This is a genomic window from Ensifer sp. GW101-20A05, assembly GCF_059424735.1.
Map to the genome: position 1 here is coordinate 812,907 of NZ_JBWKZT010000001.1, position 22,808 is coordinate 835,714.

22 protein-coding genes are annotated in these 22,808 nt (G+C 63.2%); 13 read left to right on the forward strand and 9 right to left on the reverse strand.

Annotation, left to right across the window (positions count from 1 at the left end; all coding sequences use genetic code 11):
* The first annotated feature begins 19 nt into the window (after nucleotides 1-19).
* The 3 genes from AC070A_RS04105 (at nucleotide 20) to xdhB (ending at nucleotide 4,719) form a co-directional block, all read left to right on the forward strand.
* Nucleotides 20-796, forward strand: a complete 777-nt coding sequence (locus tag AC070A_RS04105; RefSeq protein WP_218373507.1) for a 3-hydroxybutyrate dehydrogenase — start codon at nucleotides 20-22, stop codon at nucleotides 794-796.
* A gap of 108 nt (nucleotides 797-904) precedes the next feature.
* Nucleotides 905-2,380 (forward strand): xanthine dehydrogenase small subunit, encoded by a 1,476-nt coding sequence (xdhA, locus tag AC070A_RS04110; protein WP_218373506.1) that lies wholly within the window; start codon nucleotides 905-907, stop codon nucleotides 2,378-2,380.
* A 2-nt stretch (nucleotides 2,381-2,382) separates the two neighbouring features.
* Nucleotides 2,383-4,719: a xanthine dehydrogenase molybdopterin binding subunit gene (gene xdhB, locus AC070A_RS04115; protein ID WP_218373505.1), complete on the forward strand. Its 2,337-nt coding sequence runs from the start codon at nucleotides 2,383-2,385 to the stop codon at nucleotides 4,717-4,719.
* An 18-nt stretch (nucleotides 4,720-4,737) separates the two neighbouring features.
* Here xdhB and AC070A_RS04120 read toward each other — a convergent pair whose 3' ends face one another.
* Nucleotides 4,738-5,058: a hypothetical protein gene (locus AC070A_RS04120; protein ID WP_058321176.1), complete on the reverse strand. Its 321-nt coding sequence runs from the start codon at nucleotides 5,056-5,058 to the stop codon at nucleotides 4,738-4,740.
* Between the two features lie 29 nt (nucleotides 5,059-5,087).
* Here AC070A_RS04120 and AC070A_RS04125 point away from each other — a divergent pair, with 29 nt between their 5' ends.
* The 4 genes from AC070A_RS04125 to AC070A_RS04140 all read left to right on the forward strand — a co-directional run bounded on the left by AC070A_RS04125 (nucleotide 5,088) and on the right by AC070A_RS04140 (nucleotide 9,879).
* Entirely contained in the window at nucleotides 5,088-6,002 is a 915-nt protein-coding gene (locus tag AC070A_RS04125) for a LysR substrate-binding domain-containing protein (RefSeq protein WP_162771067.1), read from the forward strand.
* Between the two features lie 73 nt (nucleotides 6,003-6,075).
* Nucleotides 6,076-7,314, forward strand: a complete 1,239-nt coding sequence (puuD, locus tag AC070A_RS04130) for a urate hydroxylase PuuD (RefSeq protein ID WP_057252985.1) — start codon at nucleotides 6,076-6,078, stop codon at nucleotides 7,312-7,314.
* Nucleotides 7,311-8,627, forward strand: a complete 1,317-nt coding sequence (gene guaD, locus AC070A_RS04135) for a guanine deaminase (RefSeq protein WP_218373504.1) — start codon at nucleotides 7,311-7,313, stop codon at nucleotides 8,625-8,627. The genes puuD and guaD overlap by 4 nt, the downstream gene beginning before the upstream one ends.
* Before the next feature lie 115 nt (nucleotides 8,628-8,742).
* Entirely contained in the window at nucleotides 8,743-9,879 is a 1,137-nt protein-coding gene (locus tag AC070A_RS04140) for an alpha-hydroxy acid oxidase (RefSeq protein WP_057252982.1), read from the forward strand.
* A gap of 218 nt (nucleotides 9,880-10,097) precedes the next feature.
* Here AC070A_RS04140 and uraH read toward each other — a convergent pair whose 3' ends face one another.
* From uraH to AC070A_RS04165, 5 genes are all read right to left on the reverse strand, one after another.
* Nucleotides 10,098-10,460: a hydroxyisourate hydrolase gene (gene uraH / locus AC070A_RS04145; RefSeq protein ID WP_057252980.1), complete on the reverse strand. Its 363-nt coding sequence runs from the start codon at nucleotides 10,458-10,460 to the stop codon at nucleotides 10,098-10,100.
* Nucleotides 10,461-10,627: 167 nt separating this feature from the next.
* Nucleotides 10,628-11,125: an ureidoglycolate lyase gene (locus AC070A_RS04150; RefSeq protein ID WP_113737875.1), complete on the reverse strand. Its 498-nt coding sequence runs from the start codon at nucleotides 11,123-11,125 to the stop codon at nucleotides 10,628-10,630.
* 87 nt (nucleotides 11,126-11,212) lie between these two features.
* Entirely contained in the window at nucleotides 11,213-11,716 is a 504-nt protein-coding gene (gene uraD, locus AC070A_RS04155; protein WP_113737874.1) for a 2-oxo-4-hydroxy-4-carboxy-5-ureidoimidazoline decarboxylase, read from the reverse strand.
* Entirely contained in the window at nucleotides 11,716-12,645 is a 930-nt protein-coding gene (puuE, locus tag AC070A_RS04160) for an allantoinase PuuE (RefSeq protein ID WP_113737878.1), read from the reverse strand. The genes uraD and puuE overlap by 1 nt, the downstream gene beginning before the upstream one ends.
* 127 nt (nucleotides 12,646-12,772) lie before the next feature.
* Nucleotides 12,773-13,573 carry a DUF1045 domain-containing protein gene (locus AC070A_RS04165; RefSeq protein ID WP_113737873.1) on the reverse strand — a complete coding sequence of 267 codons (801 nt, stop codon included), beginning with the start codon at nucleotides 13,571-13,573 and terminating at the stop codon, nucleotides 12,773-12,775.
* A 270-nt stretch (nucleotides 13,574-13,843) separates the two neighbouring features.
* Here AC070A_RS04165 and AC070A_RS04170 point away from each other — a divergent pair, with 270 nt between their 5' ends.
* On the forward strand, nucleotides 13,844-14,233 hold the full coding sequence (locus AC070A_RS04170) for a PRC-barrel domain-containing protein (RefSeq protein WP_058326512.1): 390 nt from the start codon (nucleotides 13,844-13,846) through the stop codon (nucleotides 14,231-14,233).
* Between the two features lie 67 nt (nucleotides 14,234-14,300).
* Here AC070A_RS04170 and AC070A_RS04175 read toward each other — a convergent pair whose 3' ends face one another.
* Complete coding sequence (locus tag AC070A_RS04175; RefSeq protein ID WP_492384722.1) at nucleotides 14,301-15,443, reverse strand: NAD(P)/FAD-dependent oxidoreductase; 1,143 nt, start codon at nucleotides 15,441-15,443, stop codon at nucleotides 14,301-14,303.
* A gap of 39 nt (nucleotides 15,444-15,482) precedes the next feature.
* Between AC070A_RS04175 and mnmC2 the strand changes: the two genes are divergently transcribed.
* Together mnmC2 and AC070A_RS04185 are read left to right on the forward strand one after the other, a co-directional pair.
* Nucleotides 15,483-16,214, forward strand: coding sequence for a tRNA (5-methylaminomethyl-2-thiouridine)(34)-methyltransferase MnmC2 (gene mnmC2 / locus AC070A_RS04180; protein ID WP_113737877.1), 732 nt, complete (start codon nucleotides 15,483-15,485; stop codon nucleotides 16,212-16,214).
* Nucleotides 16,215-16,470: 256 nt separating this feature from the next.
* On the forward strand, nucleotides 16,471-18,057 hold the full coding sequence (locus tag AC070A_RS04185; protein ID WP_492384723.1) for a trimethylamine methyltransferase family protein: 1,587 nt from the start codon (nucleotides 16,471-16,473) through the stop codon (nucleotides 18,055-18,057).
* Nucleotides 18,058-18,123: 66 nt separating this feature from the next.
* Here AC070A_RS04185 and AC070A_RS04190 read toward each other — a convergent pair whose 3' ends face one another.
* Together AC070A_RS04190 and AC070A_RS04195 are read right to left on the reverse strand one after the other, a co-directional pair.
* On the reverse strand, nucleotides 18,124-18,573 hold the full coding sequence (locus AC070A_RS04190; protein WP_057252966.1) for a host attachment protein: 450 nt from the start codon (nucleotides 18,571-18,573) through the stop codon (nucleotides 18,124-18,126).
* A 126-nt stretch (nucleotides 18,574-18,699) separates the two neighbouring features.
* Entirely contained in the window at nucleotides 18,700-19,374 is a 675-nt protein-coding gene (locus AC070A_RS04195; RefSeq protein WP_058321186.1) for a helix-turn-helix transcriptional regulator, read from the reverse strand.
* A gap of 147 nt (nucleotides 19,375-19,521) precedes the next feature.
* Between AC070A_RS04195 and AC070A_RS04200 the strand changes: the two genes are divergently transcribed.
* From AC070A_RS04200 to AC070A_RS04210, 3 genes are all read left to right on the forward strand, one after another.
* Complete coding sequence (locus AC070A_RS04200) at nucleotides 19,522-19,821, forward strand: hypothetical protein (RefSeq protein ID WP_057252963.1); 300 nt, start codon at nucleotides 19,522-19,524, stop codon at nucleotides 19,819-19,821.
* A 34-nt stretch (nucleotides 19,822-19,855) separates the two neighbouring features.
* A complete protein-coding gene (locus AC070A_RS04205; protein ID WP_113737870.1) occupies nucleotides 19,856-20,956 on the forward strand; it encodes a DNA alkylation repair protein in 1,101 nt (366 codons plus the stop codon).
* 295 nt (nucleotides 20,957-21,251) lie between these two features.
* Nucleotides 21,252-22,802 carry a DEAD/DEAH box helicase gene (locus AC070A_RS04210; RefSeq protein ID WP_093234037.1) on the forward strand — a complete coding sequence of 517 codons (1,551 nt, stop codon included), beginning with the start codon at nucleotides 21,252-21,254 and terminating at the stop codon, nucleotides 22,800-22,802.
* Nucleotides 22,803-22,808 lie beyond the last annotated feature (6 nt).

Below are 22,808 nucleotides of genomic sequence, written 5' to 3' on the forward strand. Positions count from 1 at the left end.
ACGAAGGGAGAGAGCAACAATGACGAAAACAGCGGTCATCACCGGTTCGACGAGCGGAATCGGGCTTGCGATCGCCAAGGCTTTCGCCAAGGGCGGTGCCAACATCGTGCTGAACGGCTTCGGCAGCCCGGATGAGATCAGACAAGCGACGGACGACGTCAGCGCGCTGACGAGCGGAACGGTGCTTTATCACGGCGCCGACATGACGAAGCCCGCCGAGATCGCTGATCTGATCGCGACAGCAACCGAGCACTTCGGCAGCGTCGATATCCTCGTCAACAATGCCGGCATCCAATATGTCGAGAAGGTCGAGGATTTTCCGATCGAGCAATGGGATCGTATTATCGCGATCAACCTTTCCTCCTCCTTCCACACGATCCGCGCCGCCATTCCCGGCATGAAGGCGAAAGGCTGGGGCCGCATCATCAACATCGCTTCCGCCCATGGCCTCGTCGCTTCGCCATTCAAGGCGGCCTATGTCGCCGCCAAGCACGGCGTCCTCGGCCTGACCAAGACCGTCGCTCTCGAAGTCGCCGAAAACGGCATCACCGCGAACTCGATCTGCCCAGGCTACGTGCTGACGCCGCTCGTCGAAAAGCAGATCCCCGATCAGGCACGCACCCGCGGCATCACCGAACAGCAGGTCATCAACGACGTGATGCTGAAGGGCCAGCCGACCAAGAAGTTCATCACCGTCGAACAGGTGGCTTCGCTCGCCATCTATCTCGCCGGCGACGATGCCGCCCAGATCACCGGCACGCATGTGTCGATGGACGGCGGCTGGACGGCACAGTAGCCACACGCACGGACACAGCCAAAAATTTCCACGGCCCTTTGCTTTTCTGCATAACCACCTAAGATCAAAGTGATTTCAGGTAATATGCAGCAGCAGGGAACGAGTGGCATGCCCCAGCCGAACGGAAGCATCAGCTTCATCCTCAACGATCGCGAGGTCGCGCTTTCCGACGTCGCACCGGCCGCGACCCTGCTCGATTACCTGAGGTTGGAGCGTCGGCTGACCGGCACCAAGGAAGGCTGTGCTGAGGGCGACTGCGGCGCTTGCACCGTGCTCGTCGGAAGGCTTGCCGGCGACAGGCTCGTCTATGAAGCCGTCAACGCGTGCATCCGTTTCCTCGGCTCGCTGCAGGCAACCCATGTCGTCACCGTCGAGCATCTTGCCGGCCAGGACGGGACGCTGCATCCGGTGCAGCAGGCGATGGTCGATTTCCACGGCTCGCAATGCGGCTTCTGCACGCCCGGCTTCGTCATGTCGCTTTATGGTCTGTGGCTAGCAAATGACGATCCCAGCCGCGCCGATATCGAAAAGGCGCTGCAAGGCAACCTCTGTCGTTGCACCGGCTATGAGCCGATCGTGCGCGCCGCGGAAGCGGCGGCAAAGGCGCGCCCCTCCGAAATCTTCGACCCGATCACGCGAGAACGCGAAACGATCACCGCCCGGCTGAAGGCGCTGGCACCGACCGAGACGATCACCATTCGCCAGGGCGACACCTGTCTGATCGTGCCTGCGGACGGCGACGGCCTGGCGACAGCGCTTGCCGACAATCCGGGGGCGACCGTGGTTGGCGGTTCCACCGATGTCGGCCTCTGGGTGACCAAGCAGATGCGGCCGATCAACCCGGCCATCTTCATCAACGGCATTGCCGAGCTGCAGCGCATCGAGGAGACGGAGCCGGGTCTGACGATCGGTGCCGGCGTTAGCTACACGATGGCCTATGCCGCGCTCGGCAAAGCCTTTCCCGGCCTCGGCCCGCTGATCGACCGGATCGGCGGCGAGCAGGTGCGCAACATGGGCACGATCGGCGGCAACATCGCCAACGGCTCGCCGATCGGCGACAGCCCGCCGCCCTTGATCGTGCTCGACGCCACCGTGACGCTGCGCTCGACGGAGGGTCGCCGGACGCTGCCGCTCGAAGAATTCTTCATCGCCTATGGCAAACAGGACCGTAAGCCGGGCGAATTCGTCGAAAGCATCTTCGTGCCAAGTCTTCCGGCCGGCGATCTCTTTGCCGCCTACAAGATCTCAAAACGCCGCGACGAGGACATTTCCGCCCTGCTCGGCGCCTTCCGCCTGTCGGTAGACGGCGGAGTGGTCCGCTCCGCCCGCATCGCCTTCGGCGGCATGGCCGGCACGCCGAAGCGCGCCACGAATGTGGAAACGGCGCTGATCGGCAAGCCCTGGACCGAGGAGACGGTTCGCGCAGCACAAGTCGCCTTCGAGACCGACTACCAGCCGCTCACCGACTGGCGGGCGACAAGCGACTACCGCATGCTAGCGGCGAAAAACCTCTTGATGCGTTTCTTCCTGGAAAGCGGTGGCGAGCCCGCGCAACTGGTGCGCTACGCCGCGGGAGACAGATGATCATGGACAAGTCCACCTTCGAGGAACGCAAGGCAATCCGGGGCGAGATGCACGCGGCGCAGCGCCACGACAGCGCCCACAAGCATGTCGCCGGCACCGCCGACTATATCGACGACATGCCGGAACCCGTGGGCACGTTGCATGGCGCACTTGGCATGACGGACCGGGCGCATGCGGAGATCACCGCGATGGACCTCTCGGCCGTCGCCGCCGTACCCGGAGTCGTCTGCGTGCTCACCGCCAGGGACATGCCGCATTCCAACGACATCAGCCCGAGCCACCTGCATGACGAGCCAGTGCTTGCCGATGGTCTCGTGCAGTTTCATGGGCAACCCGCCTTTGCGGTGATCGCCGAGACCCGCGACATCGCCCGCCGGGCCGCACGGCTGGCGAATATCACCTATCGCGACCTTCCGCATTTCACCGACATCCTCGACTCGGTCGCCCATGGCGGCGAGCTGGTCACCCAGCCGCTGACCCTGCAGCGCGGCGACGCCGAGGCGGAGCTGGAAAAGGCCCCACGCCGGCTCAAAGGGCAAATGCGCATCGGCGGCCAGGAGCACTTCTACCTCGAAGGCCATATCGCGCTCGCCATTCCCGGCGAGGACGACGAGGTCACCGTCTGGTCCTCGACCCAGCATCCGAGCGAGATCCAGCACATGGTCTCGCATGTGCTCGGCGTGCCCTCCAATGCGGTGACGGTGAACGTCCGCCGCATGGGCGGCGGCTTCGGCGGCAAGGAAACGCAGGGCAACCAGTTCGCCGCCCTTGCCGCGGTTGCGGCAAAGAAGCTCAACCGCGCCGTCAAATTCCGCCCCGACCGGGACGAGGATATGACGGCAACCGGCAAGCGCCATGACTTCCTCGTCGACTACGACGTCGGCTACGACGACGAGGGCCGCATCCACGCGGTCCACGCCAACTATGCGGCGCGCTGCGGCTTTTCGTCGGATCTCTCCGGCCCGGTGACCGACCGGGCACTCTTCCATGCCGACAGCTCCTATTTCTACCCACATGTGAAGCTGACCTCGCAGCCGCTGAAGACCAACACGGTATCCAACACCGCCTATCGCGGCTTCGGCGGTCCACAGGGCATGGTCGGCGGCGAGCGCATCATCGAGGAGATCGCCTACCAGCTCGGCAAGGATCCGCTCGAGATCCGCAAGCTGAACTTCTATGGCGAGAACGGCTCGGGCCGGGACCTCACGCCCTACCACCAGAAGGTCGAAGACAACATCATTGCCCGCATCGTCGCCGAGCTTGAGGAGAGCGCCGACTATCAGGCGCGTCGCCAGGCGATCCTCGACTTCAACAAAACGAGCCGCATCATCCGCAAGGGCATCGCGCTGACGCCGGTGAAATTCGGCATCTCCTTCACCATGACCGCCTTCAACCAGGCGGGTGCTCTGGTGCACATCTACCAGGACGGCTCGATCCACCTGAACCATGGCGGCACCGAGATGGGCCAGGGCCTTTACATCAAGGTTGCGCAGGTGATTGCCGACAGTTTCCAGGTCGACCTCGACCGGGTGCGCATCACCGCGACGACCACCGGCAAGGTGCCGAACACCTCTGCGACCGCCGCCTCCTCAGGCTCTGACTTGAACGGCATGGCGGCTCATGACGCCGCGCGCCAGATCAAGGAACGGCTGGTCGCCTTCGCCTGCGAGCGCTGGCAGACGACGCCTGATCATGTCAGCTTCGTGCCCAACCACGTGAAGATCGGTGAAGAGCTGGTGCCTTTCCCCGAATTCATCAAGCAGGCCTATATGGGCCGCATCCAGCTGTCGGCGGCCGGCTATTACAAGACGCCGAAGATCCACTGGGACCGTGCCAGCGGCCGCGGCACACCCTTCTACTATTTCGCCTATGGCGCTTCGGTTTCGGAAGTGTCTGTCGATACGCTGACCGGCGAATACATGGTCGACTGTGTCGACGTGCTGCACGATGTCGGCCGTTCGTTGAACCCGGCGATCGACATCGGCCAGATCGAGGGCGGCTTCGTGCAAGGGATGGGCTGGCTAACGACGGAGGAACTGTGGTGGGACGACAAGGGCCGGCTTCGCACCCACGCCCCCTCCACCTACAAGATCCCGCTCGCTTCCGACCGGCCGAAGATCTTCAATGTGAAGCTCGCCGAATGGTCGAGCAATACCGAGAAGACCATCGGCCGCTCCAAGGCGGTAGGAGAGCCGCCCTTCATGCTGCCGATCTCGGTTCTGGAGGCGCTTTCCATGGCGGTCGCCAGTGTCGCGGATTATCGCGAGTGCCCGCGGCTCGATGCCCCGGCAACACCGGAGCGTGTGCTGATGGCCGTCGAGCGTCTGCGAGATCGCTGACGGCCATCAAGATTTGCCTCAAATCCGCGGCAACTCATTGATGCTGAGCAGGCGACGGGCGTTGGCCATCGCCTCCTCGTCGTCGCTATGCGGGCTATGGACATCCATGAAACCCATATCTCTCTTCATGTGGTCGGAGAGAGCGTTGACATCCAGCATCGGCTTGGGGGCAACGAGGCCGCCGAACAGGGCAGCCGTGAGCCGTATGACCGGCTCGATTGAAAGAAATGGTTTTCTTTCAGTACGTTCGAATGTGTCGCAACTCATTTCAGCACCTGTTCGTCTTGGGAAGTTGACTTGGAGAATGCCGTGGAGGAGGATCGAAATCCAATCGAACATCCGTCTGCATGCATCAAGAGAACTTATCCATGAAGATGTCGAAGCAGTTTCCGCTGAATGCGCTGCGGGTCTTCGAAGCGGTCGCCAGGCTTGGCAGCTTTACAAAGGCCGGTGAAGAACTGGGCATGACCCAGACAGCCGTCAGCTACCAGGTGAAGTTGATCGAGGAGAATGTCGGCGAGCCACTGTTCCTGCGCCGGCCGCGCCAGATCTCGCTGACGGAAGTCGGCCACCGCATGGCGCCGCGTGTGACGGAAGCCTTCGAGATGCTGCAGGAAGCTGTCTCCAATGCCCGCGGCGATATCGACAGCGCGCTCCTCATCAGTTCGACCCCGACCTTCGCCTCGCAATGGCTCGCCCGCAACATCGGCAGCTTCCAGCTTGCCCATCCGAACATTGCCGTGCGGCTGACGACGAGCGACTCGCTCACCGATTTTAGCCGCGAGCCCGCTGACCTCGCGATCCGCTCCGGCGGGGGCGTCTGGCCCGGCCTCGACACCCATCCGCTGATGCGCGTCGAGTTCAGCCCGATGCTGAGCCCGGCGCTCGCCGAGACCATCGGCGGCGTACACGAACCACGCGACCTCTTGAAGCTTCGCATCATCGATGCCGGCGATCCCTGGTGGCCGATGTGGTTCAAGGCCGCCGGGGTCGATGATCCCGATCTCGAAGGGCGGCCACACAGCCGGCTTGGCGCACAGACCTTCGAGGCGCGCGCCGCCGTCGCCGGCCAGGGCGTCGCCATTCTGACGCCGGAATTTTACCCCGACGACGTGGCGCTCGGCCGGCTCTACCAGCCGTTCGATCTGCGCTGCAGCGACGGTTGCGACTACTGGCTTGCCTATCCGCACGCACGCCGCAACACGCCCAAGATCCGGATTTTCCGCGACTGGATTCTCGGCGAACTCTGCCCGCCGGTGTTCCTGCAAGCAAATAGGGCTTGAGGAACTCACAAGCCCCTTTTCCCCTCCGTCGTTTTTGCGCAAGGTGCAGCGATAGAGACAAAAGGGGATCTGAATGTACGAGTTCGCCATTGCCTGGGAATGGCTGGCCTTTGCCGTGCGCTGGCTGCACGTGATCACGGCCATCGCCTGGATCGGCTCATCCTTCTATTTCATCGCCCTCGACCTCGGCCTCACGAAGCGCGACCACCTGCCGGTCGGCGCCTATGGCGAGGAGTGGCAGGTGCATGGCGGCGGCTTCTATCACATCCAGAAGTACCTGGTGGCGCCGGCCTCGATGCCTGAGCATCTCACCTGGTTCAAATGGGAATCCTACATGACGTGGCTCTCGGGCTTCGCCATGCTCTGTCTCGTCTATTACGGCGGCGCCGATCTTTTCCTGATCGACCGCCATGTGCTCGATATCTCCGCAACCACAGCGATCCTGATCTCACTCGCCTCGCTCGGTATCGGCTGGATCTTCTACGATCTGCTCTGCAAGTCGCCGATCGGCGGCAACACCTGGGGGCTGATGGCGCTGCTCTATGTGGCGCTGGTCGTCATGGCCTGGGGCTACACGCAGGTCTTCACCGGCCGCGCCGCCTTCCTGCATCTTGGCGCGTTTACCGCGACGATCATGTCGGCCAACGTCTTCTTTATCATCATTCCGAACCAGAAGATCGTCGTCGCTGACCTCATAGCCGGGCGCACGCCGGACCCGAAGCTCGGCGCCCAGGCGAAACAGCGCTCGCTCCACAACAACTACCTGACCCTGCCGGTCATCTTCTTCATGCTATCGAACCACTATCCGCTGGCCTTCGCGACGGCGTTCAACTGGATCATCGCCGCACTCGTCTTCCTGATGGGCGTCACTATTCGCCACTGGTTCAACACCACCCATGCCCGCAAGGGCAAGCCAACCTGGACCTGGCTTGTGACTGCGCTTCTCTTCATCCTGATCATGTGGCTTTCGACCGTGCCGAAGGTGCTGACCGGCGGCGAGAAGGCCGAGGTCGCACCGGTCTTTTCGCGCTTCGCCGCGAACGCGCACTTCCCCGCCGTCAAGGACACGGTCTCGACCCGTTGTTCCATGTGCCATGCGGCCGAGCCGGTTTATGAGGGCATCACCCAGGCGCCGAAGGGCGTTGTGCTGGAAAGCGACGCGGAGATTGCCGCACATGCCCGCGAAATCTATATCCAGGCCGGGCGCAGCCATGCGATGCCGCCCGGAAATGTAACGGACATGACGACGGACGAGCGCCAGTTGCTGACAGCCTGGTTCGAAAGCGCCGTCGAGGAAGGCAAGACACAATGACCACCACCCTCATCCGCGGCCGACTGCTGAGCTATAACCGCGCGCCCACGTCGATCGACGACAGCGCCGCCTATAGCTACGAGAGCGATGGCGCGCTTCTGGTCGAGGGTGGCCAGATCCTTGCGAGTGGCGCTTACGCCGCGGTGAAGACAAGCGCGCCTGAAGATGTCGCGGAAGTCGATCATCGCCCGCACCTGATCGTGCCCGGCTTCATCGACACGCACCTGCATTTCCCGCAGATGCAGGTGATGGCCTCCTATGCCGCCAATCTCTTGGAATGGCTGAACACCTACACTTTCCCCGAGGAATGCCGCTTCGTCGAAACCGCCCATGCCGAGCGGATCGCGAAGCGCTTCTTCGACGAGATGGTCCGCCATGGCACGACGACGGCGACGGCCTATTGCTCGGTGCACAAGGCGTCCGCCGACGCTTTCTTCGCCGAAGCGCTGCGCCGTGACATGCGCATGGTCGCCGGCAAGGTGATGATGGACCGCAACGCCCCTCAAGGCCTGCTCGACACGCCGCAGATGGGCTATGACGAAACCCGCGCCGTCATCCGCGACTGGCACGGCAAGGGCCGCAACCATGTGGCCATTACCCCGCGCTTCGCCATCACCTCGACGCCGGAACAGATGGACGTCGCCAAATCGCTGGTGCACGAGTTCCCCGATTTACACGTGCAGACACATCTTTCGGAAAACCGCGACGAGATCGCCTTTACCTGCGAGCTCTATCCGGAAGCCAAGGACTATACCGACGTCTACGCCCGCTACGGGTTGCTTGGACCGAAAAGCCTCTTCGGTCACTGCATCCATCTTTCGGATCGCGAGGCGGATGCGATGAGCGAGACCGGCTCGGTCGCCGTCTTCTGCCCGACCTCCAACCTCTTCCTCGGCTCCGGTCTCTTTCCGCTGCGCGCGCTTACCCGCCGCGACAAGCCGGTGCGCACTTCGGTCGCCTCCGACATCGGCGGCGGCACCAGCTACTCGATGCTGAAAACGCTCGACGAGGCCTACAAGATCCTGCAACTGCAGGGCGAGCGGCTGAACCCCTTCGACAGCTTCTTCATGATGACGCGCGGCAATGCCGAGGCGCTGTCGCTCGTCGACAGGATCGGCACGCTCGAAGCCGGAACCGATGCCGACTTCATCGTGCTCGACATGGCGGCGACGCCGGCGATGGCGCTTCGGGCCGAAGTGGTCAATTCGCTCGCCGACGAGCTTTTCCTGCTGCAGACCATGGGCGACGACCGCGCGATCGTCGAAACCTATGTCGCCGGCAAGCCGGCGAAATCGGCACTCGCCGCCGCGTGACCGCGCAAATCCAGAGAGGTCAAGAAAATTGACCTCTCTGCGTTCTGGCTATTAACAAGCCTCCGGCAAACATGGTAATGGCTCGTTCAATCTCCGTTGGACGAAGGCCGTTTTCATGACGCAAATCCTCGAAATCAGCGATCTCAAGGCGCTCGCCAAACGTCGCGTGCCGAAGCTCTTCTTCGACTACGCCGACAGCGGCGCCTGGACCGAAGGCACCTATCGCGCCAACGAGGAGGATTTCGCCAAGGTCAAGCTGCGCCAGCGGGTGCTGGTCGACATGACCGATCGCTCGCTGGAAACGACGATGATCGGCCAGAAGGTGTCGATGCCGGTGGCGCTCGCCCCGACCGGCCTCACCGGCATGCAGCACGCCGACGGCGAGATGCTGGCGGCCCAGGCCGCCGAAGCCTTTGGTGTCCCCTTCACGCTCTCGACCATGAGCATCTGCTCGATCGAGGACGTCGCCTCGGTCACTACCAAGCCCTTCTGGTTCCAGCTTTACGTCATGCGCGAGCGCGAATTCGTGCTGAACCTTATCGACCGCGCCAAGGCGGCGAAGTGCTCGGCGCTGGTGCTGACGCTCGACCTGCAGATCCTCGGCCAGCGTCACAAGGACCTGCGCAACGGCCTCTCCGCGCCGCCGAAGATGACGCCGAAGCATCTCTGGCAGATGGCGACGCGCCCCGGCTGGTGCATGAAGATGCTCGGCACCAAGCGCCGCACCTTCCGCAACATCGTCGGCCACGCAAAGAGCGTTACCGATCTTTCTTCGCTCGGCGCCTGGACGGCGGAACAGTTCGACCCGCAGCTTTCGTGGAAGGACGTCGAGTGGATCAAGGAGCGTTGGGGCGGACCGCTGATCCTCAAGGGCATTCTTGATCCCGAAGACGCCAAGATGGCGGCGGCGACCGGTGCCGATGCGATTATCGTCTCCAACCATGGCGGCCGCCAGCTCGACGGCGCCCACTCCTCCATCAGCATGCTGCCGCGCATCGTCGATGCGGTTGGCCACCAGATCGAAGTGCATCTCGACGGCGGCATCCGCTCCGGCCAGGATGTGCTGAAGGCCGTCGCCATGGGCGCCAAGGGCACCTATATCGGCCGCCCCTTCCTCTATGGCCTCGGCGCCATGGGCAAGGACGGGGTGACCAAGGCGTTGGAAATCATCCGCAAGGAGATGGACATCACCATGGCGCTCTGCGGCAAACGCAACATCAACGACGTCGACCGCAGCATCCTGGCGGAATAGGCCACGGCATCAGCCACTCCCGCCCTCATTCCTGTGCTTGTCACAGGAATCTCTAGCAGTTCCGATGGAACTGCGGGACCAGCCCAAGTCCTTGGGCTGAAAGGTCTTTTGACCCGACAGACTTCGGGTCGCTGGATCCCCGCCACAAGGGCGAGGATGAGGGAGCTTGGAGTGGCCCTTCCGGCAAAACGCGAAGCGAGCGCAAGACCCCTGCGCGCTCAGCTCCCCCGATAGGTCGAATACCCATAGGGCGAAAGCAGCAGCGGCACGTGATAGTGGCTCGCCGGATCGGCAATGCCGAAGCGCAAGGGGATTCGGTCGAGGAAGGCCGGTTCCGGCAGCGTCGTGCCTGACCGGCGCAGGTAGTCGCCGGCGTGGAAGACCAGCTCGTAATTGCCGGCCATGAAGCCGACGCCTTCGACCATCGGCCCGTCGACACGGCCGTCGCTGTTGGTGTGGACGGTCCGGATCAGCTGTCGCTCTTCGCCCTCCAGCCAATAGAGATCGATGCGCAGGCCTTCGGCCGGCTTGCCGAGCGCGGTGTCGAGTACATGGGTCGTCAGGCGGCCGGTGCTGCTCATGGTATCCTCTTTTCTGCTACTGCATGTTTCCTTTAATCGTAGCCGATTAAAGGACAAAAACATGCAGTGAATCAAAGTGCTACAGCGACCTTTGCGCGTCTGATAAGACGCGCGGCGCTGTAGGGCGACATGCGCGCGGCGAACCGCACGCACTTCTCATCATGCCGCTAGACCGGGCTCGAAATGACGAAGGACTCGTCGTAGAAATACTCTTCGAGGTTGTTGCCCGGCCCATCGCGATCGACGATCAGGAAATCGCTGACGGCGCCGATCGACATCAACGGGTGATGCCAGACGTTGCGGCCGTAATTGACCCCTTGCTTGCCGCTCGCCTGGAATACCCGAGGCGTGCCCGGCCGGCCATCCCGGTCTTCGGCAACGACGACGAGCCAGGGGCGATCGTCGAGCGGTGAAAAGCTCTGGCTGCCGAGAGGGTGGCGCTCCATCATCGTCACCGCATAGGGAAACGCGCGCGGCTGACCGCGGAAGATGTTGATGATGACATTGGCGCCGTCGCCGACCACATCGGCACGCGCCAGTCCGTGGAAACGTTCCGTGTTGCCGCCGTTGATGTAGCGCATCGTCGCCGGATCGGCTTCGATGATGGTTCCGAAGGGTGCAAAGGCGTCGCGCGTCAGCGGTTCGATCTTAAGCAGGCGCGACATCAGGCGTGGACCCCATGCATCGGTACGCTTGCGAAGTCCGGTTCGATGGCCTCCCCCCTGTGCGAGGACGCGTATCGAACGGTTTTGTCAGGCATTTTCGTCTCCAGGAAGCATCGACTGCAGCCGCAGGCGGGCGATTTTTTCCACCTGCGCGCAAGCGGTTTCAAATTCCTCTTCGGGCGAATTGTCAATGCGGCTTTCGAAGGAGGCGCGAATCTGGCCCTTGGTGAGCCCCTTCACGGCGATGATGAAGGGGAAGCCGAATTTCTTCGTGTAGGCATCGTTCAGCGCCGTGAAGCGTTGATGCTCATCGGGCGTCAACCGATCGAGGCCGGCAGACGCCTGCTCGGCGGTCGAGTCTGCCGTGAGCTTGCCCGCAATCGCCAGCTTGCCGGCAAGATCGGGATGGGCGCGCAGCACTTGCAGCTTTTCGCGCGGCAATGCCGCACGAAAAGCCTGGCAGAGTGCCGAATGCACGTTGCCCGCCATCAGACCCGCCGCCGCGGCGCGATCGAAGGCGCGTTCGGCCACCCAGGGCGAATGCTCGAACACGCCGCCGAAACGGGCGACGAAGGCGTCGCGGTCGGACATCAGTGCGCCCCTTCCGGCTTGTGGTGCTGGTACCAGTGGTTGGCGATGTCGATGCGCCTGGGCACCCAGACCTTATCGTGCGACATCACGTAATCGATGAACCGGGCAAGGGCTGCGGCGCGGCCAGGGCGGCCGACAAGCCGGCAGTGCAGGCCGATATTCATCATCTTGGCATCGCCCTGGCGGCCTTCCTCATAGAGCACGTCGAAGCTGTCCTTGAGATAGGTGAAGAACTGGTCGCCGGAGTTGAAGCCCTGGTTGGTGGCAAAACGCATGTCGTTGGCATCGAGCGTATAGGGGATGATGAGATGCGGCTTGTCGGCCGGCAGCCCCGGCACCCAATAGGGCAGTTCGTCGGCGTAGCTGTCGCAGGAATAGAGGAAGCCGCCCTCCTCCAGCACCAGCTTCAGCGTGTTGGCCGAAGGCTTGCCCTGGTAGATGCCGAGCGGGCGCTCGCCGGTCAGCTCCGTATGCAGACGGACGACTTCGCGGATATGCTCGCGCTCGACCTCCTCCGGGAAGTCCTTGTATTCCAGCCAGCGCAACCCGTGGCTGGCTATTTCCCATCCGGCTTCCTTCATGGCCGCAACCGCTTCCGGATTGCGCGCCATGGCGAGCGTCACGCCGTAGACCGTCAGCGGAACGTTACGGCTCGTGAACATGCGCCACAGCCGCCAGAAACCGGAGCGCGCGCCATATTCGTAGATCGATTCCATGTTGAGATTGCGCTGACCCTGCCAGGGCTGCGCGCCGACGATCTCGGACAGCAGACATTCGGACGCCGCGTCGCCATCGAGAATGCAGCTCTCGCCGCCCTCCTCGTAGTTCAGCACGAACTGCACGGCAATGCGCGCATCGCCCGGCCAGTTTGCCTTCGGCGGATTGCGGCCGTAGCCAACGAGGTCGCGCGGATACTTAGTCTCAGACATCAAATCACCCTTCGATTTTTCCAGAACGGTATCACCGCCGACCGGATTGTCGATACCGAAATCTGCCCGCGAAGGGTCGCTGGGCGGCAAGCTCGGAATGAGACGAAGGCTGAATTCTGCGCTCTCGTTAGCGATGCGCCATCAATGCCGCGACGATGAGCGGCAAGGGCCGGATCGATCCCGAACCAACAGAGGGATCGGCGGCAACGCGTTTGGCGCGTTCGGCGCGCGCATTCGTAGAGATCTTGCCGAGCGGGTGCTGCGAATGCACACGCAGGGGCGCGCCGGTCTCCTGCTCGACGAAGAGGGCAAGACTGCCGATGGCAAGCGGCGTCGCCAGGTACGGCTCGAACAGCTCGCGAAGCGGCGCCTCGACCTGGCGTATCGCGTCCGACGCGAGCGGGCCAGTCAACATCATGTGGAAGCGGTACTCGTCCATCACATGAGGATCGCCCCAGCGGTGCAAATTGGAAAACTGCGGTGCGGTCAGCCGATCCGGATCGGAGCGCTCGATCTCGTCTTCGCTGAGCGGCGCACGAAAAGCATCGAACTCCTGAACGATATTGGCTGCCAGCAGATGCATCGCGGTGCTCGGGACCTGCGGCATCAGACCGAAGCACCGGCCGATGCGGGCGACCTCCAGGCGATCGATTTCGAACGGTGTCTGCGCGCCGGCAAAATGCATGAGCGCCTTCAGGAGTTGTGATTCCGTCATATCCGGATGCAGACGAAACGGCGACATCATCACCGCATGGAAACCGAAGCGGCGCGGTACGGCCGTATGGTAGGCGATGTCGGCAGAACTCAGGCCCGCAACCGAAGGCAGTTCCGTCGGTTCGCCGGAATAGACGTTGCGCCCAAGCCAGCTTGCGGCGACCGCGGAAAGCGGGTCGGCCATCGGCGGCGTAAAACAAATGGCGTAGCGCATGTCTGGCTCCGGTTATCCGTGTCGAGCGGGACGAGGAAAAGTGCCTGCGGTTTTCCGCCCCGCTCCAATGAGATCGATCACGCTTATGAGTATCGATCCGACCCGGGATCTTCGTGATCTATTGGCCGCGTCTTAGGTGATTTGCGTGACAGATTGACGAAGTGGATCGTGCAAAACCACGCGATCCCACCGGTTTGCGCACCAGATTTTCGGAACCATCCGGCCCAACGGCCGTTCACTCAAGGTAACAATCAAGGATGGAGAAGAAGCGTGAGCTATCACAACGCAAACCTGCAGGATGCCCGGATCAAGGAAACCCATGACCTGATCGCGAGCGACAAGGTTGAAGGCACGAAGGTCTATGGCTCCGACAACAAGCACATCGGCTCGATCGAGCGCGTGATCATCGAAAAACGCAGCGGTCGCGTTGCCTACGCCGTGCTCGGTTTCGGCGGCTTCCTTGGCCTTGGCGAAGACCACTATCCGCTGCCCTGGGCGAAGTTGACCTATGACGAAAACCTCGGCGGCTATCGCACCGACGTTACGCGCGATCAGGTCGAGCGCGCGCCGAAATATCGCGGCAACGAGGAATACGACTGGAACGAGGAAAACGGCCGTCGCGTCTACGACTACTACGGCGTGCCACCCTACTGGATGTAAGGTCGAACTTTCGAATGTCCGAATATGTGAGGCTCCGCCTGCGGCGGGGCCCTTCCCATGCCCAAGCCTAGAGATGCTTCTCGCGAAGCGCCGCGATGTGGTTCCGGCACAGGAAGGAATCCGGCAGATCGAGCGTCGGGAGACCGGCGATCTCGTCGACAACGAAGCGCGCCAACCGATGCGCAATCCCGAAGCTCACCTTGAAGCCGCCGGTCAGCACGGAAATGTTCGAATGATCAGGGTACCGCCCGACCATGGGTTCGCGCCCCGCCGACTTTGGCCTGAGCCCGGCCCAGCGCTCGACCACCTCCGCATCCGCCAGACACGGCGCCAGCAACGTGGCGCGCCGAAGGAGATCGTCAAGCTGTTCATCCGTGGACAGTGGATCGGTAAAGCTGTTCTCGCTGGTACTGCCGATCGCCACATGGCCATCGTCATGAGCGATGATGTAGACGCCATCGGTGAAAATAACCGGCAGGTCCGGATCGACATCCGCCTTCAAGAGCGCGGCCTGGCCCTTGACCGCAGTGCCGCTCGTCGCTTTCAGCGGCCCCGACACGGCATCGATCAGCGGGAAACTGCCGATGCCGGCAGCGATGATGCAATGGTCGAAGCTGAGGCGGTTGCCATCGTCACGCTCGGCCCTGCCGTGCGCCGGAAGGATGGCGCGCACGCCCGAGACTTCATCGATCTGAACATTCTGGCACTGCAACAAGGCGGCACGCAGGGCTGACAGCGTGCGGCGCGGCGACACCCGCGCGGCCAGCGTATCGAAAACGACGCCGTGCGCCGTTGCCTCCGTGCCTGGCCAACCCTCCGGGCCGCCCTCCTGGACATGCCAGAAGAATTGCCGGTCGCCCGCGCGCCATTGCTGTCGCGCGTCCTGCTCATGCCGGAGCGCAATGTCGCGTAAGTGCGGCTTGGCGAGCGGCATCAGCCGCCCGGTGCGGCGATAGCCGGTCGACACCCCCGCCTCGGCTTCGAGTTGCGCGATCTCCTGTTCGAGCGACACCAGCGCTTCGAACTGGAATTGTTTCTTGGCGTTCCAGCGGTCGGGCATATGCGGCATGAGCGCGCCCAGCAGGCCGCCGCTCGCGCCGGCACCGATGGCCTGTTGCTCGACGAGCCGCACAATCATGCCCTTGCGCGCGGCGGAAAGGGCGGCCCACAGCCCCATGATGCCGCCGCCGACGACCAAAAGCTCGCTCATCGATTGACCTTCTCCGGCCGGCGGATTATCGCCTTTGCCATGACAGGACCAGCAGACCCGATCGACCCGCCAGCGCACCAAAACCTTGATTGGCACGAGGGCGATATGCCCTATTCCCGGGAGTTTGGCGATCACTTTTATTGCCGCACCGATGGGCGGCTGGAATGCGGTCACGTCTTCCTTTCGGGCAACGGCCTGCCGGATCGCTGGGTCGGTACGGGCACCTTCCGCATCGGCGAACTGGGCTTCGGCACTGGGCTCAATTTCTGCGAGACATGGTGCCAGTGGAAGGCAACCGCTGGAGCCGGCGACCGCCTGCAGTTCGTCTCGTTCGAGCGGTTTCCCATGGCCGCCGACGAGATTTCCCGTGCGCTCAGCCACTGGCCGGAAATCGATGCGGAACGGCTGGTCCTGGTCTCCCGCTGGCCGGCAGACCCCGACGGTGACGTCCGCATCGACTTTGGCGACGGCGTCACCCTCACGGTCGTCTGCGGTCCAGCGCTCGAAGGTGTCGCCCGCACCGAACATCCGTTCGACGCCTGGTATCTCGACGGTTTCGCCCCCTCGCGCAATCCCGACATGTGGTCGGAAGAGCTGATGCGGCACGTCTTCGAAAAAACCGCGCCCAGCGGTAGCTTCGCGACCTATGCGGCCGCCGGTTTCGTCCGCCGCAATCTTCAGGCCGCCGGCTTCGTCGTCGAAAAACGCAAGGGTTTCGCCGGTAAGCGCGAGATGCTGCGGGGCGACCGCCCCTACTGCATGTCTCCTTAAATCGGCCTCGATTTAAGGAGACAAAGACATGCAGAAAATCAAAGTGCTACAGCGACCTTTGCGCGTCTGATAAGACGCGCGGCGCTGTAGGCGCTCCCCCCGATTTCAACGTGTCTTGAACGGTTGCGCCATCGCACTGCGAAAATGCGTCAGCGGGAACGATTTACTCCACAAGAGAACTGAACTGTCGCAAATGGCGGGCCATCGCGCCTGCGGATCTGCGACACAACCCCATCGGCAACACGGTGGGTCCTTCATGAACGACGATCAGTTTCCCGATGCAGCAACCGGTGATGCGGCCTCGACCCCGCTGGAGCGGCGACGCAGGCCAGGCGGCCGCGGCGCCGAGCGGTCCCGCAAGTCCGCGGGCGGAAAATACCTCAATCTTGTCAATACGCTGGCGAAGTCCACGGTGCTTTCGGAAGATGCGCTCGAAGCGATCCATGACGCGTCGCTGACCATCCTCGAAGAGATCGGCATGGACATCATCCTGCCGGAAGCACGCGACCGGATGAAGGCCGCAGGCGCCGATGTGACGCCCGGCACCGACCGGGTGCGCTTCGACCGCGGGCTGATCATGGACATGATCGCCTCCGTGCCTCCGGCCTTCACGATGCATGCCCGCAACCCCGCGCGCAACGTCGCGATCGGCGGCAACAATCTCGTCTTCGTCCAGATCGCCAGCGCGCCCTTCGTCGCCGATCGTGACGGCGGTCGCCGCACCGGCAACCACGAAGACTTCCGCAAGCTGGTGAAACTCGCACAGTCCTACGACATCGTGCACACGACCGGCGGCTATCCGGTCGAGCCGGTCGATCTGCATGCCTCAGTCCGCCACCTCGACTGCCTCTCCGATATGGTAAAGCTCACCGACAAGGTGTTCCACGCCTATTCGCTTGGGCAGCAGCGCAACACCGACGGCATCGAGATCGCCCGCATCGGCCGCGGCATCTCCATGGAGCAGATGGAACGCGAGCCTTCGCTGTTCACCATCATCAACACCTCCTCTCCGCTCCGCCTCGACGGACCGATGCTGCAGGGCATCATCGAGATGTCCTCGCGCAATCAGGTGGTGGTGGTCACGCCCTTTACATTGGCCGGCGCGATGGCACCGGTGACGATCGCCGGCGCACTGGTTCAGCAGAACGCCGAGGCACTGTGCGGCATCGCCTTCACCCAGATGGTCAGGCGCGGCGCACCCGTCATGTATGGCGGTTTCACCTCGAACGTCGACATGAAGACCGGCGCACCCGCCTTCGGCACGCCGGAATACATGAAGGCGGTGGTCGCCGGCGGCCAGCTCGCCCGCCGCTACAACATCCCCTACCGCACCTCGAACACCAATGCCGCCAACACGCTCGACGCGCAAGCCGCCTACGAGTCCGCCATGTCGCTCTGGGCGCTGACGCAGGGCGGCGGCAACTTCGTCATGCACGCGGCCGGCTGGACCGAGGGCGGGCTCACGGCCTCCTTCGAGAAGTTCATTCTCGACGTCGACATGCTGCAGATGGTGGCGGAATATTTGACGCCGCTCGATGTCAGCGAGGATGCCCTCGGCCTCGACGCCGTGCGCGGCGTCGGCCCCGGCGGCCATTACTTCGGGACGCTGCACACGCTGCAGCGCTACGAGACCGCCTTCTATTCGCCTATCCTGTCCGACTGGCGCAACTTCGAGACCTGGACAGAAGCCGGACGGCCGACCACCTACGATCATGCCAACCGGATCTTCAAGCAGAAGCTCAACGAATATGAGCGCCCGCCGCTCGATCCGGCGATCGAAGAGGAACTTGATGCCTTTGTCGCCAGACGCAAGGCAGAGGGCGGCGTCCCGACGGACTTCTGACGGAGCGCCGCGTTGGCTGATTGCACGAGCAGCCGCTAGTATGGAGGCGAGCCCTACAAGCCGGGCTCAGGGAAAGACGGCAGCCCGCGCCGTGGCGATCAATTGCTCCGTCGTTGCAGCGACACAATTGCGGTCAATCTCAGCGACCGTCCGCTCCCTCACATGCGCGGAGAGCTGTTTTCTGAAATCGCCGAGCGTCCTTGGGGCGGCGCAGATCACCAGGCTGTCGAAAGCGTGGTCGGCCGCGTAACTTTCCAGCCTTTCAGCAACGTCGGCGACGAAGCGCTGCTGCTCCTCGCGAACGGGATCGCTCTTGTATTCCATGGCGGAGCGGCCGTGCCCGTCGGACGAGTGCGCTCTGCCCGGCTTATCCGCCATGATGTCCTGAACGCGTTTCGGTTCGGTGTGAAAGGTTTCCTCGTCCGGCCGCTGGCGTTCCTCCTTCAACAGGTTCACGCCCTTGACGATGCGCGCGGTGTTGCCGTCCGCGACCAGTATCCATGTCCGGTTCTGCACGATTGTCTCCCAGTGAAAGGTGTTGATCGTGGCGGGCCGAAAAGGCCCTGGAAGGAAACGCGCGAGGCTCGGTTCGGTTCCATCAAAACGCCGCTCAGCAGCAATTGTTTCGGCCTGTAACGGCGGTTACATCCGCGCGACATAGGCCTCGAAGCTGCGCTCCGCTGTCACCTCGTAACGCTCGCGCTCGACGTGAACGGAGCTGATCCTGTCGACGCGAAAATCGCGGAAATCCGACCTCAGCTCGCACCAGCCCGTCAGCAGCCAGAAGTGGCCGAAGACGCTGAGACCGAGCGGCCAGATGATCCGCTCGGAGTGCTCGTTCTTGAGGCTGTCATAGCTGAGGCGAAGCTTGCGCCGCTCCGCGATCGCCTGGCGCAGATCGCCCAGCAGTGCCGGCGGTTCCGGCTGGAGCGCCGAGCGGAAGGCGCGAAGTGGCGCCGCCATCAGCCGCTGCCGGTGTTCGGGAGGCAAGCCGTGGGCGATCTTCTCCATCGCCTCGCGCGCCGATCGAGCAAGTCGCCCGTCGCCCAGCATCTGCACGGCCCTGGCACCGAAGGCGAGCGCTTCGAGCTGCTCGAAGGTGAAGGCGAGCGGCGGCGCATCGAAGGCCCCGCGCAGCAGATAGCCGACACCACGCTCGCCATCGATTGGCGCACCGGAAGCGATCAGATGCTCCATGTCGCGATAGATCGTCCGCTGCGCGACCTCCATCTTCTCGGCGATCTCCCGCGCCGTCATCGCCCGGCCGGTCGCGCGCAGGAGCTGGATAATGCGAAACAGCCGGTCGGCGGGTCTCATCCGTGGTCTCCCTTCGCCATTCTCTCCCACGTTTGAAAGGGCTATAGCGACCGTCCGGCAGGCACAAGCATGCCGGTGTCGACTATGGCCATAAGGCTGTCAGTTGCCCTATGCTAAATCAAGCTCCAACAGACATGGAGCATGAACATGACCAGCGACCACATCCTTGAGCTTGCCGTTTGCATCGTTCTCGACAAACCCGCGGCGACAGCCACGCGCCGCCGGGCGATGCAGGCCGTTTCCCGCTATCCCGGGTTCGTCTCCTGGCGCGCCGTCGATTCCTGCGAGACCTCGGGCATGTTTGCGGACCTGGTCGAATGGGAGACGCTTGAGGCCGCCCAATCGGCCGGTGAGCGCGTTCGGGTCGATCCGGAGTTTGCGCCTTACGCGGCGACGATCAGCGCGGTAATGCTGGTGCAGCATTTTACCGACGGCCAGAAGATCTGAGCGGCCAGAGAAACGAGCGAAGGACTGCCTAGCGATGGCCGAACCACTGAAGAACCTGCTGCACCCCGGCGTCGTCACCGATATCGCCGACCGGATCGCCCGCAGCACCAGCGCCTTCGATCGGGAGAAATTCCTGCGGCTCGCAAGCGACGGCCTCGAAACGCTGGAACTGATGCAGCGTTCGCTCAAGATCCGTGATGCGCTGGTCGAAACACTGCCGCAGCCGTTCCCTGAAGCGGCCGCCATTCTTGCGGCCTGCCTGCCCCGAGACGATGCGCCCGGTCTCAGCGGCTGGGCATTGCTCCCCCTCAGCCAGTACGTTGCCTTGCGTGGCCTTGGGGAGTTCGACCTGTCGCTGTCGCTGCTGCGTGCACTGACGCCGCATTTCACCGCCGAGTTCGGCATTCGCGTCTTCATCGATCGCGATCAGGAGCGCGCTCTTGCGACGATCCGCTCCTGGACCCAAGACGCCAACCATCACGTCCGCCGGCTGGCGAGCGAAGGCACGCGCCCGCGCCTACCCTGGGCCATGCGGCTGCCGAAACTCATCCGCGATCCGAAGCCAATCCTGCCGATGCTGACGGCCCTGATCGATGACCCCGAGGACTATGTGCGCCGCTCGGTTGCCAACAGCCTCAACGACATCGCCAAGGACCATGCGGATCTGGTGGTGGCTTTCGTCGCGGGGCATATCGGCGACGCATCACCGGAGCGCCGCCAGTTGCTGCGCCATGCCTCGCGCACGCTCCTGAAGCAGGGCCACCCGGACGCGCTTGGCAATTTCGGCTTCGCGCCCCCGGCTGGCATCAATGCCAGGTTCACGCTCGACCGCTCCGAGATCGTGCTCGGCGAAAGCGTCGGCCTGCGCCTGGCCGTCAGTCATGACGCCGAGACGAGCCAGAAGGTGATGATCGATTACGCCGTGCATCACCGCAAGGCGAACGGCGCGACATCGCCGAAAGTGTTCAAATGGACCTCGGCGACGCTTGAGCCCGGCGGCTCGATCGAGATCGAAAAACGGCATGCGATCCGACCGATCACCACCCGGCGTTACTATCCGGGCGCGCACCGCGTCGTCATTCTCGTCAACGGCCAGGAAGCGGCTGAAGCCGGCTTTGATCTCGCGCTGGAGTAGATCTCATTTCGCATCTGCGAAAAGATGCACCTTGACTTTTTCGCCCAAAACGACGACATGGTGCCCAGCGTCACCTTCAGGCCGCCGCGTGAGCGCGCCCTCGGCAACACAGAAAGCCGTGAAGAAGGAAAAGCGCACCCATACGCCGTAAGCGGCGACAGCACAGGCGCTTGACGACTTTTTTCTTAACCCACAAGTTCCCAATTCACGCGGGGTTCTTGACGCCAAACGACACCGGAACAGCAAGGATGCGGTTCCGGCGAATGCGTTTGGCGCCCCCAAAAGGTATATGCATTTGTCCACCTTTAAAGATCTCGGCCTCTCCGAGCACATTCTGGAGACCCTGTCCGCCAACGGCTTCGAAAAACCGACGCCGATCCAGGCGCAGGCAATTCCTCAGGTGCTGAAGGGCAACGATCTCATCGGTCTCGCCCAGACCGGCACCGGCAAGACGGCCGCCTTCGGCCTGCCGATGATCGAAAAGCTCGTTGCCGAAGGCAAGCGCCCCGATCCGCGCAACATCCGCGCCCTCGTACTGGCCCCGACTCGCGAACTGGTCAACCAGATCGCTGCCAACCTCAAGCTCTTCGTCAAGAAGTCTCCGCTGAAGATCGGCGTTGTCGTCGGTGGCGTCTCGATCAACAAGCAGACCGAACAGCTCGCCCGCGGCGTCGACATCCTGGTCGCAACGCCGGGCCGCCTGCTCGATCTCGTCAACCGCAAGGCCGTGACGCTGACGCAAGGGCGCTACCTCGTGCTCGACGAAGCCGACCAGATGCTCGACCTCGGCTTCATCCACGACCTGCGCAAGATCTCCAAGCTCGTGCCGAAGAACCGCCAGACGCTGCTGTTCTCGGCCACCATGCCGAAGCAGATTGCCGAGCTTGCCGGCGAGTACCTGACCAACCCGATCAAGGTTGAAGTCACACCTCCGGGCAAGGCCGCCGACAAGGTCGAACAGTATGTTCACTTCGTTCCCGGCAAGGACCTGAAGACGACCATCCTCAAGAAGACGCTGACCGACAATCCGGACGGCCTGTCGCTGATCTTCAGCCGCACCAAGCATGGTGCCGAGAAGCTGATGAAGCACCTCGACCACGTGGGCTTCAAGGCCGCCTCGATCCACGGCAACAAGAGCCAGGGCCAGCGCGAGCGGGCACTGAAGGCCTTCCGTGACGGCGAGATCCGCGTGCTTGTCGCCACCGACGTCGCCGCCCGCGGCATCGACATCCCCGGCGTCACCCACGTCTACAACTACGACCTGCCGGAAGTGCCTGATGCCTATGTTCACCGCATCGGCCGCACCGCGCGCGCCGGCCGCGACGGCATCGCGATTGCCTTCTGCGCTCCGGACGAAATCCGCCTGCTTCGCGACATCGAGAAGCTGATGGGCATCAACATTGCTGTTGCCAGCGGCGAAGCGCCGGCCGACCAGGCCCGCCCCTCCAAGAGCCGCAGCGGCCGCGGCAATAACGGCGCCGGCCACCGCAAGGGCAATGGCGGCGGCCAGCACCAGAACGGCGGCCGTCCTCCACGCCGTGAGCGTCCGGCCGGAGAGCCGGTTGCCGCCACCAGCGGCTTTACCGGTGACGACCTGCTGCGCGACGAGCGCCGTCCGCAGCGTCAGGAGCGCCGCGATCATGGCCATCCGCAAAACGACGGCCGTGGCGAAGGCAACCGCAATCACGAAGGCAAGAAGCACCACGGACGTCCCGGCCAGAAGCAGGGCGACCGTCGCGACCGCAACCATGGCGGCCGCACCGAAAACCGTGGTGGTGGCGAGCGTCGCGAAGGCGGCCAGGGCCAGCGTCGTGGCAACGGCGGCAACCGCGGCCACCAGGGCTGATTTCTA

Excerpts from the sequence above, each read along its gene's own strand:
- AC070A_RS04105 (WP_218373507.1), top strand. The coding sequence starts at position 20 with ATGACGAAAACAGCGGTCATCACCGGTTCGACGAGCGGAATCGGGCTT.
- xdhA (WP_218373506.1), top strand. The coding sequence starts at position 905 with ATGCCCCAGCCGAACGGAAGCATCAGCTTCATCCTCAACGATCGCGAG.
- xdhB (WP_218373505.1), top strand. The coding sequence starts at position 2,383 with ATGGACAAGTCCACCTTCGAGGAACGCAAGGCAATCCGGGGCGAGATG.
- AC070A_RS04120 (WP_058321176.1), bottom strand. The coding sequence starts at position 5,058 with ATGTTCGATTGGATTTCGATCCTCCTCCACGGCATTCTCCAAGTCAAC.
- AC070A_RS04125 (WP_162771067.1), top strand. The coding sequence starts at position 5,088 with ATGAAGATGTCGAAGCAGTTTCCGCTGAATGCGCTGCGGGTCTTCGAA.
- puuD (WP_057252985.1), top strand. The coding sequence starts at position 6,076 with ATGTACGAGTTCGCCATTGCCTGGGAATGGCTGGCCTTTGCCGTGCGC.
- guaD (WP_218373504.1), top strand. The coding sequence starts at position 7,311 with ATGACCACCACCCTCATCCGCGGCCGACTGCTGAGCTATAACCGCGCG.
- AC070A_RS04140 (WP_057252982.1), top strand. The coding sequence starts at position 8,743 with ATGACGCAAATCCTCGAAATCAGCGATCTCAAGGCGCTCGCCAAACGT.
- uraH (WP_057252980.1), bottom strand. The coding sequence starts at position 10,460 with ATGAGCAGCACCGGCCGCCTGACGACCCATGTACTCGACACCGCGCTC.
- AC070A_RS04150 (WP_113737875.1), bottom strand. The coding sequence starts at position 11,125 with ATGTCGCGCCTGCTTAAGATCGAACCGCTGACGCGCGACGCCTTTGCA.
- uraD (WP_113737874.1), bottom strand. The coding sequence starts at position 11,716 with ATGTCCGACCGCGACGCCTTCGTCGCCCGTTTCGGCGGCGTGTTCGAG.
- puuE (WP_113737878.1), bottom strand. The coding sequence starts at position 12,645 with ATGTCTGAGACTAAGTATCCGCGCGACCTCGTTGGCTACGGCCGCAAT.
- AC070A_RS04165 (WP_113737873.1), bottom strand. The coding sequence starts at position 13,573 with ATGCGCTACGCCATTTGTTTTACGCCGCCGATGGCCGACCCGCTTTCC.
- AC070A_RS04175 (WP_492384722.1), bottom strand. The coding sequence starts at position 15,443 with ATGAGCGAGCTTTTGGTCGTCGGCGGCGGCATCATGGGGCTGTGGGCC.
- mnmC2 (WP_113737877.1), top strand. The coding sequence starts at position 15,483 with ATGACAGGACCAGCAGACCCGATCGACCCGCCAGCGCACCAAAACCTT.
- AC070A_RS04185 (WP_492384723.1), top strand. The coding sequence starts at position 16,471 with ATGAACGACGATCAGTTTCCCGATGCAGCAACCGGTGATGCGGCCTCG.
- AC070A_RS04195 (WP_058321186.1), bottom strand. The coding sequence starts at position 19,374 with ATGAGACCCGCCGACCGGCTGTTTCGCATTATCCAGCTCCTGCGCGCG.
- AC070A_RS04200 (WP_057252963.1), top strand. The coding sequence starts at position 19,522 with ATGACCAGCGACCACATCCTTGAGCTTGCCGTTTGCATCGTTCTCGAC.
- AC070A_RS04205 (WP_113737870.1), top strand. The coding sequence starts at position 19,856 with ATGGCCGAACCACTGAAGAACCTGCTGCACCCCGGCGTCGTCACCGAT.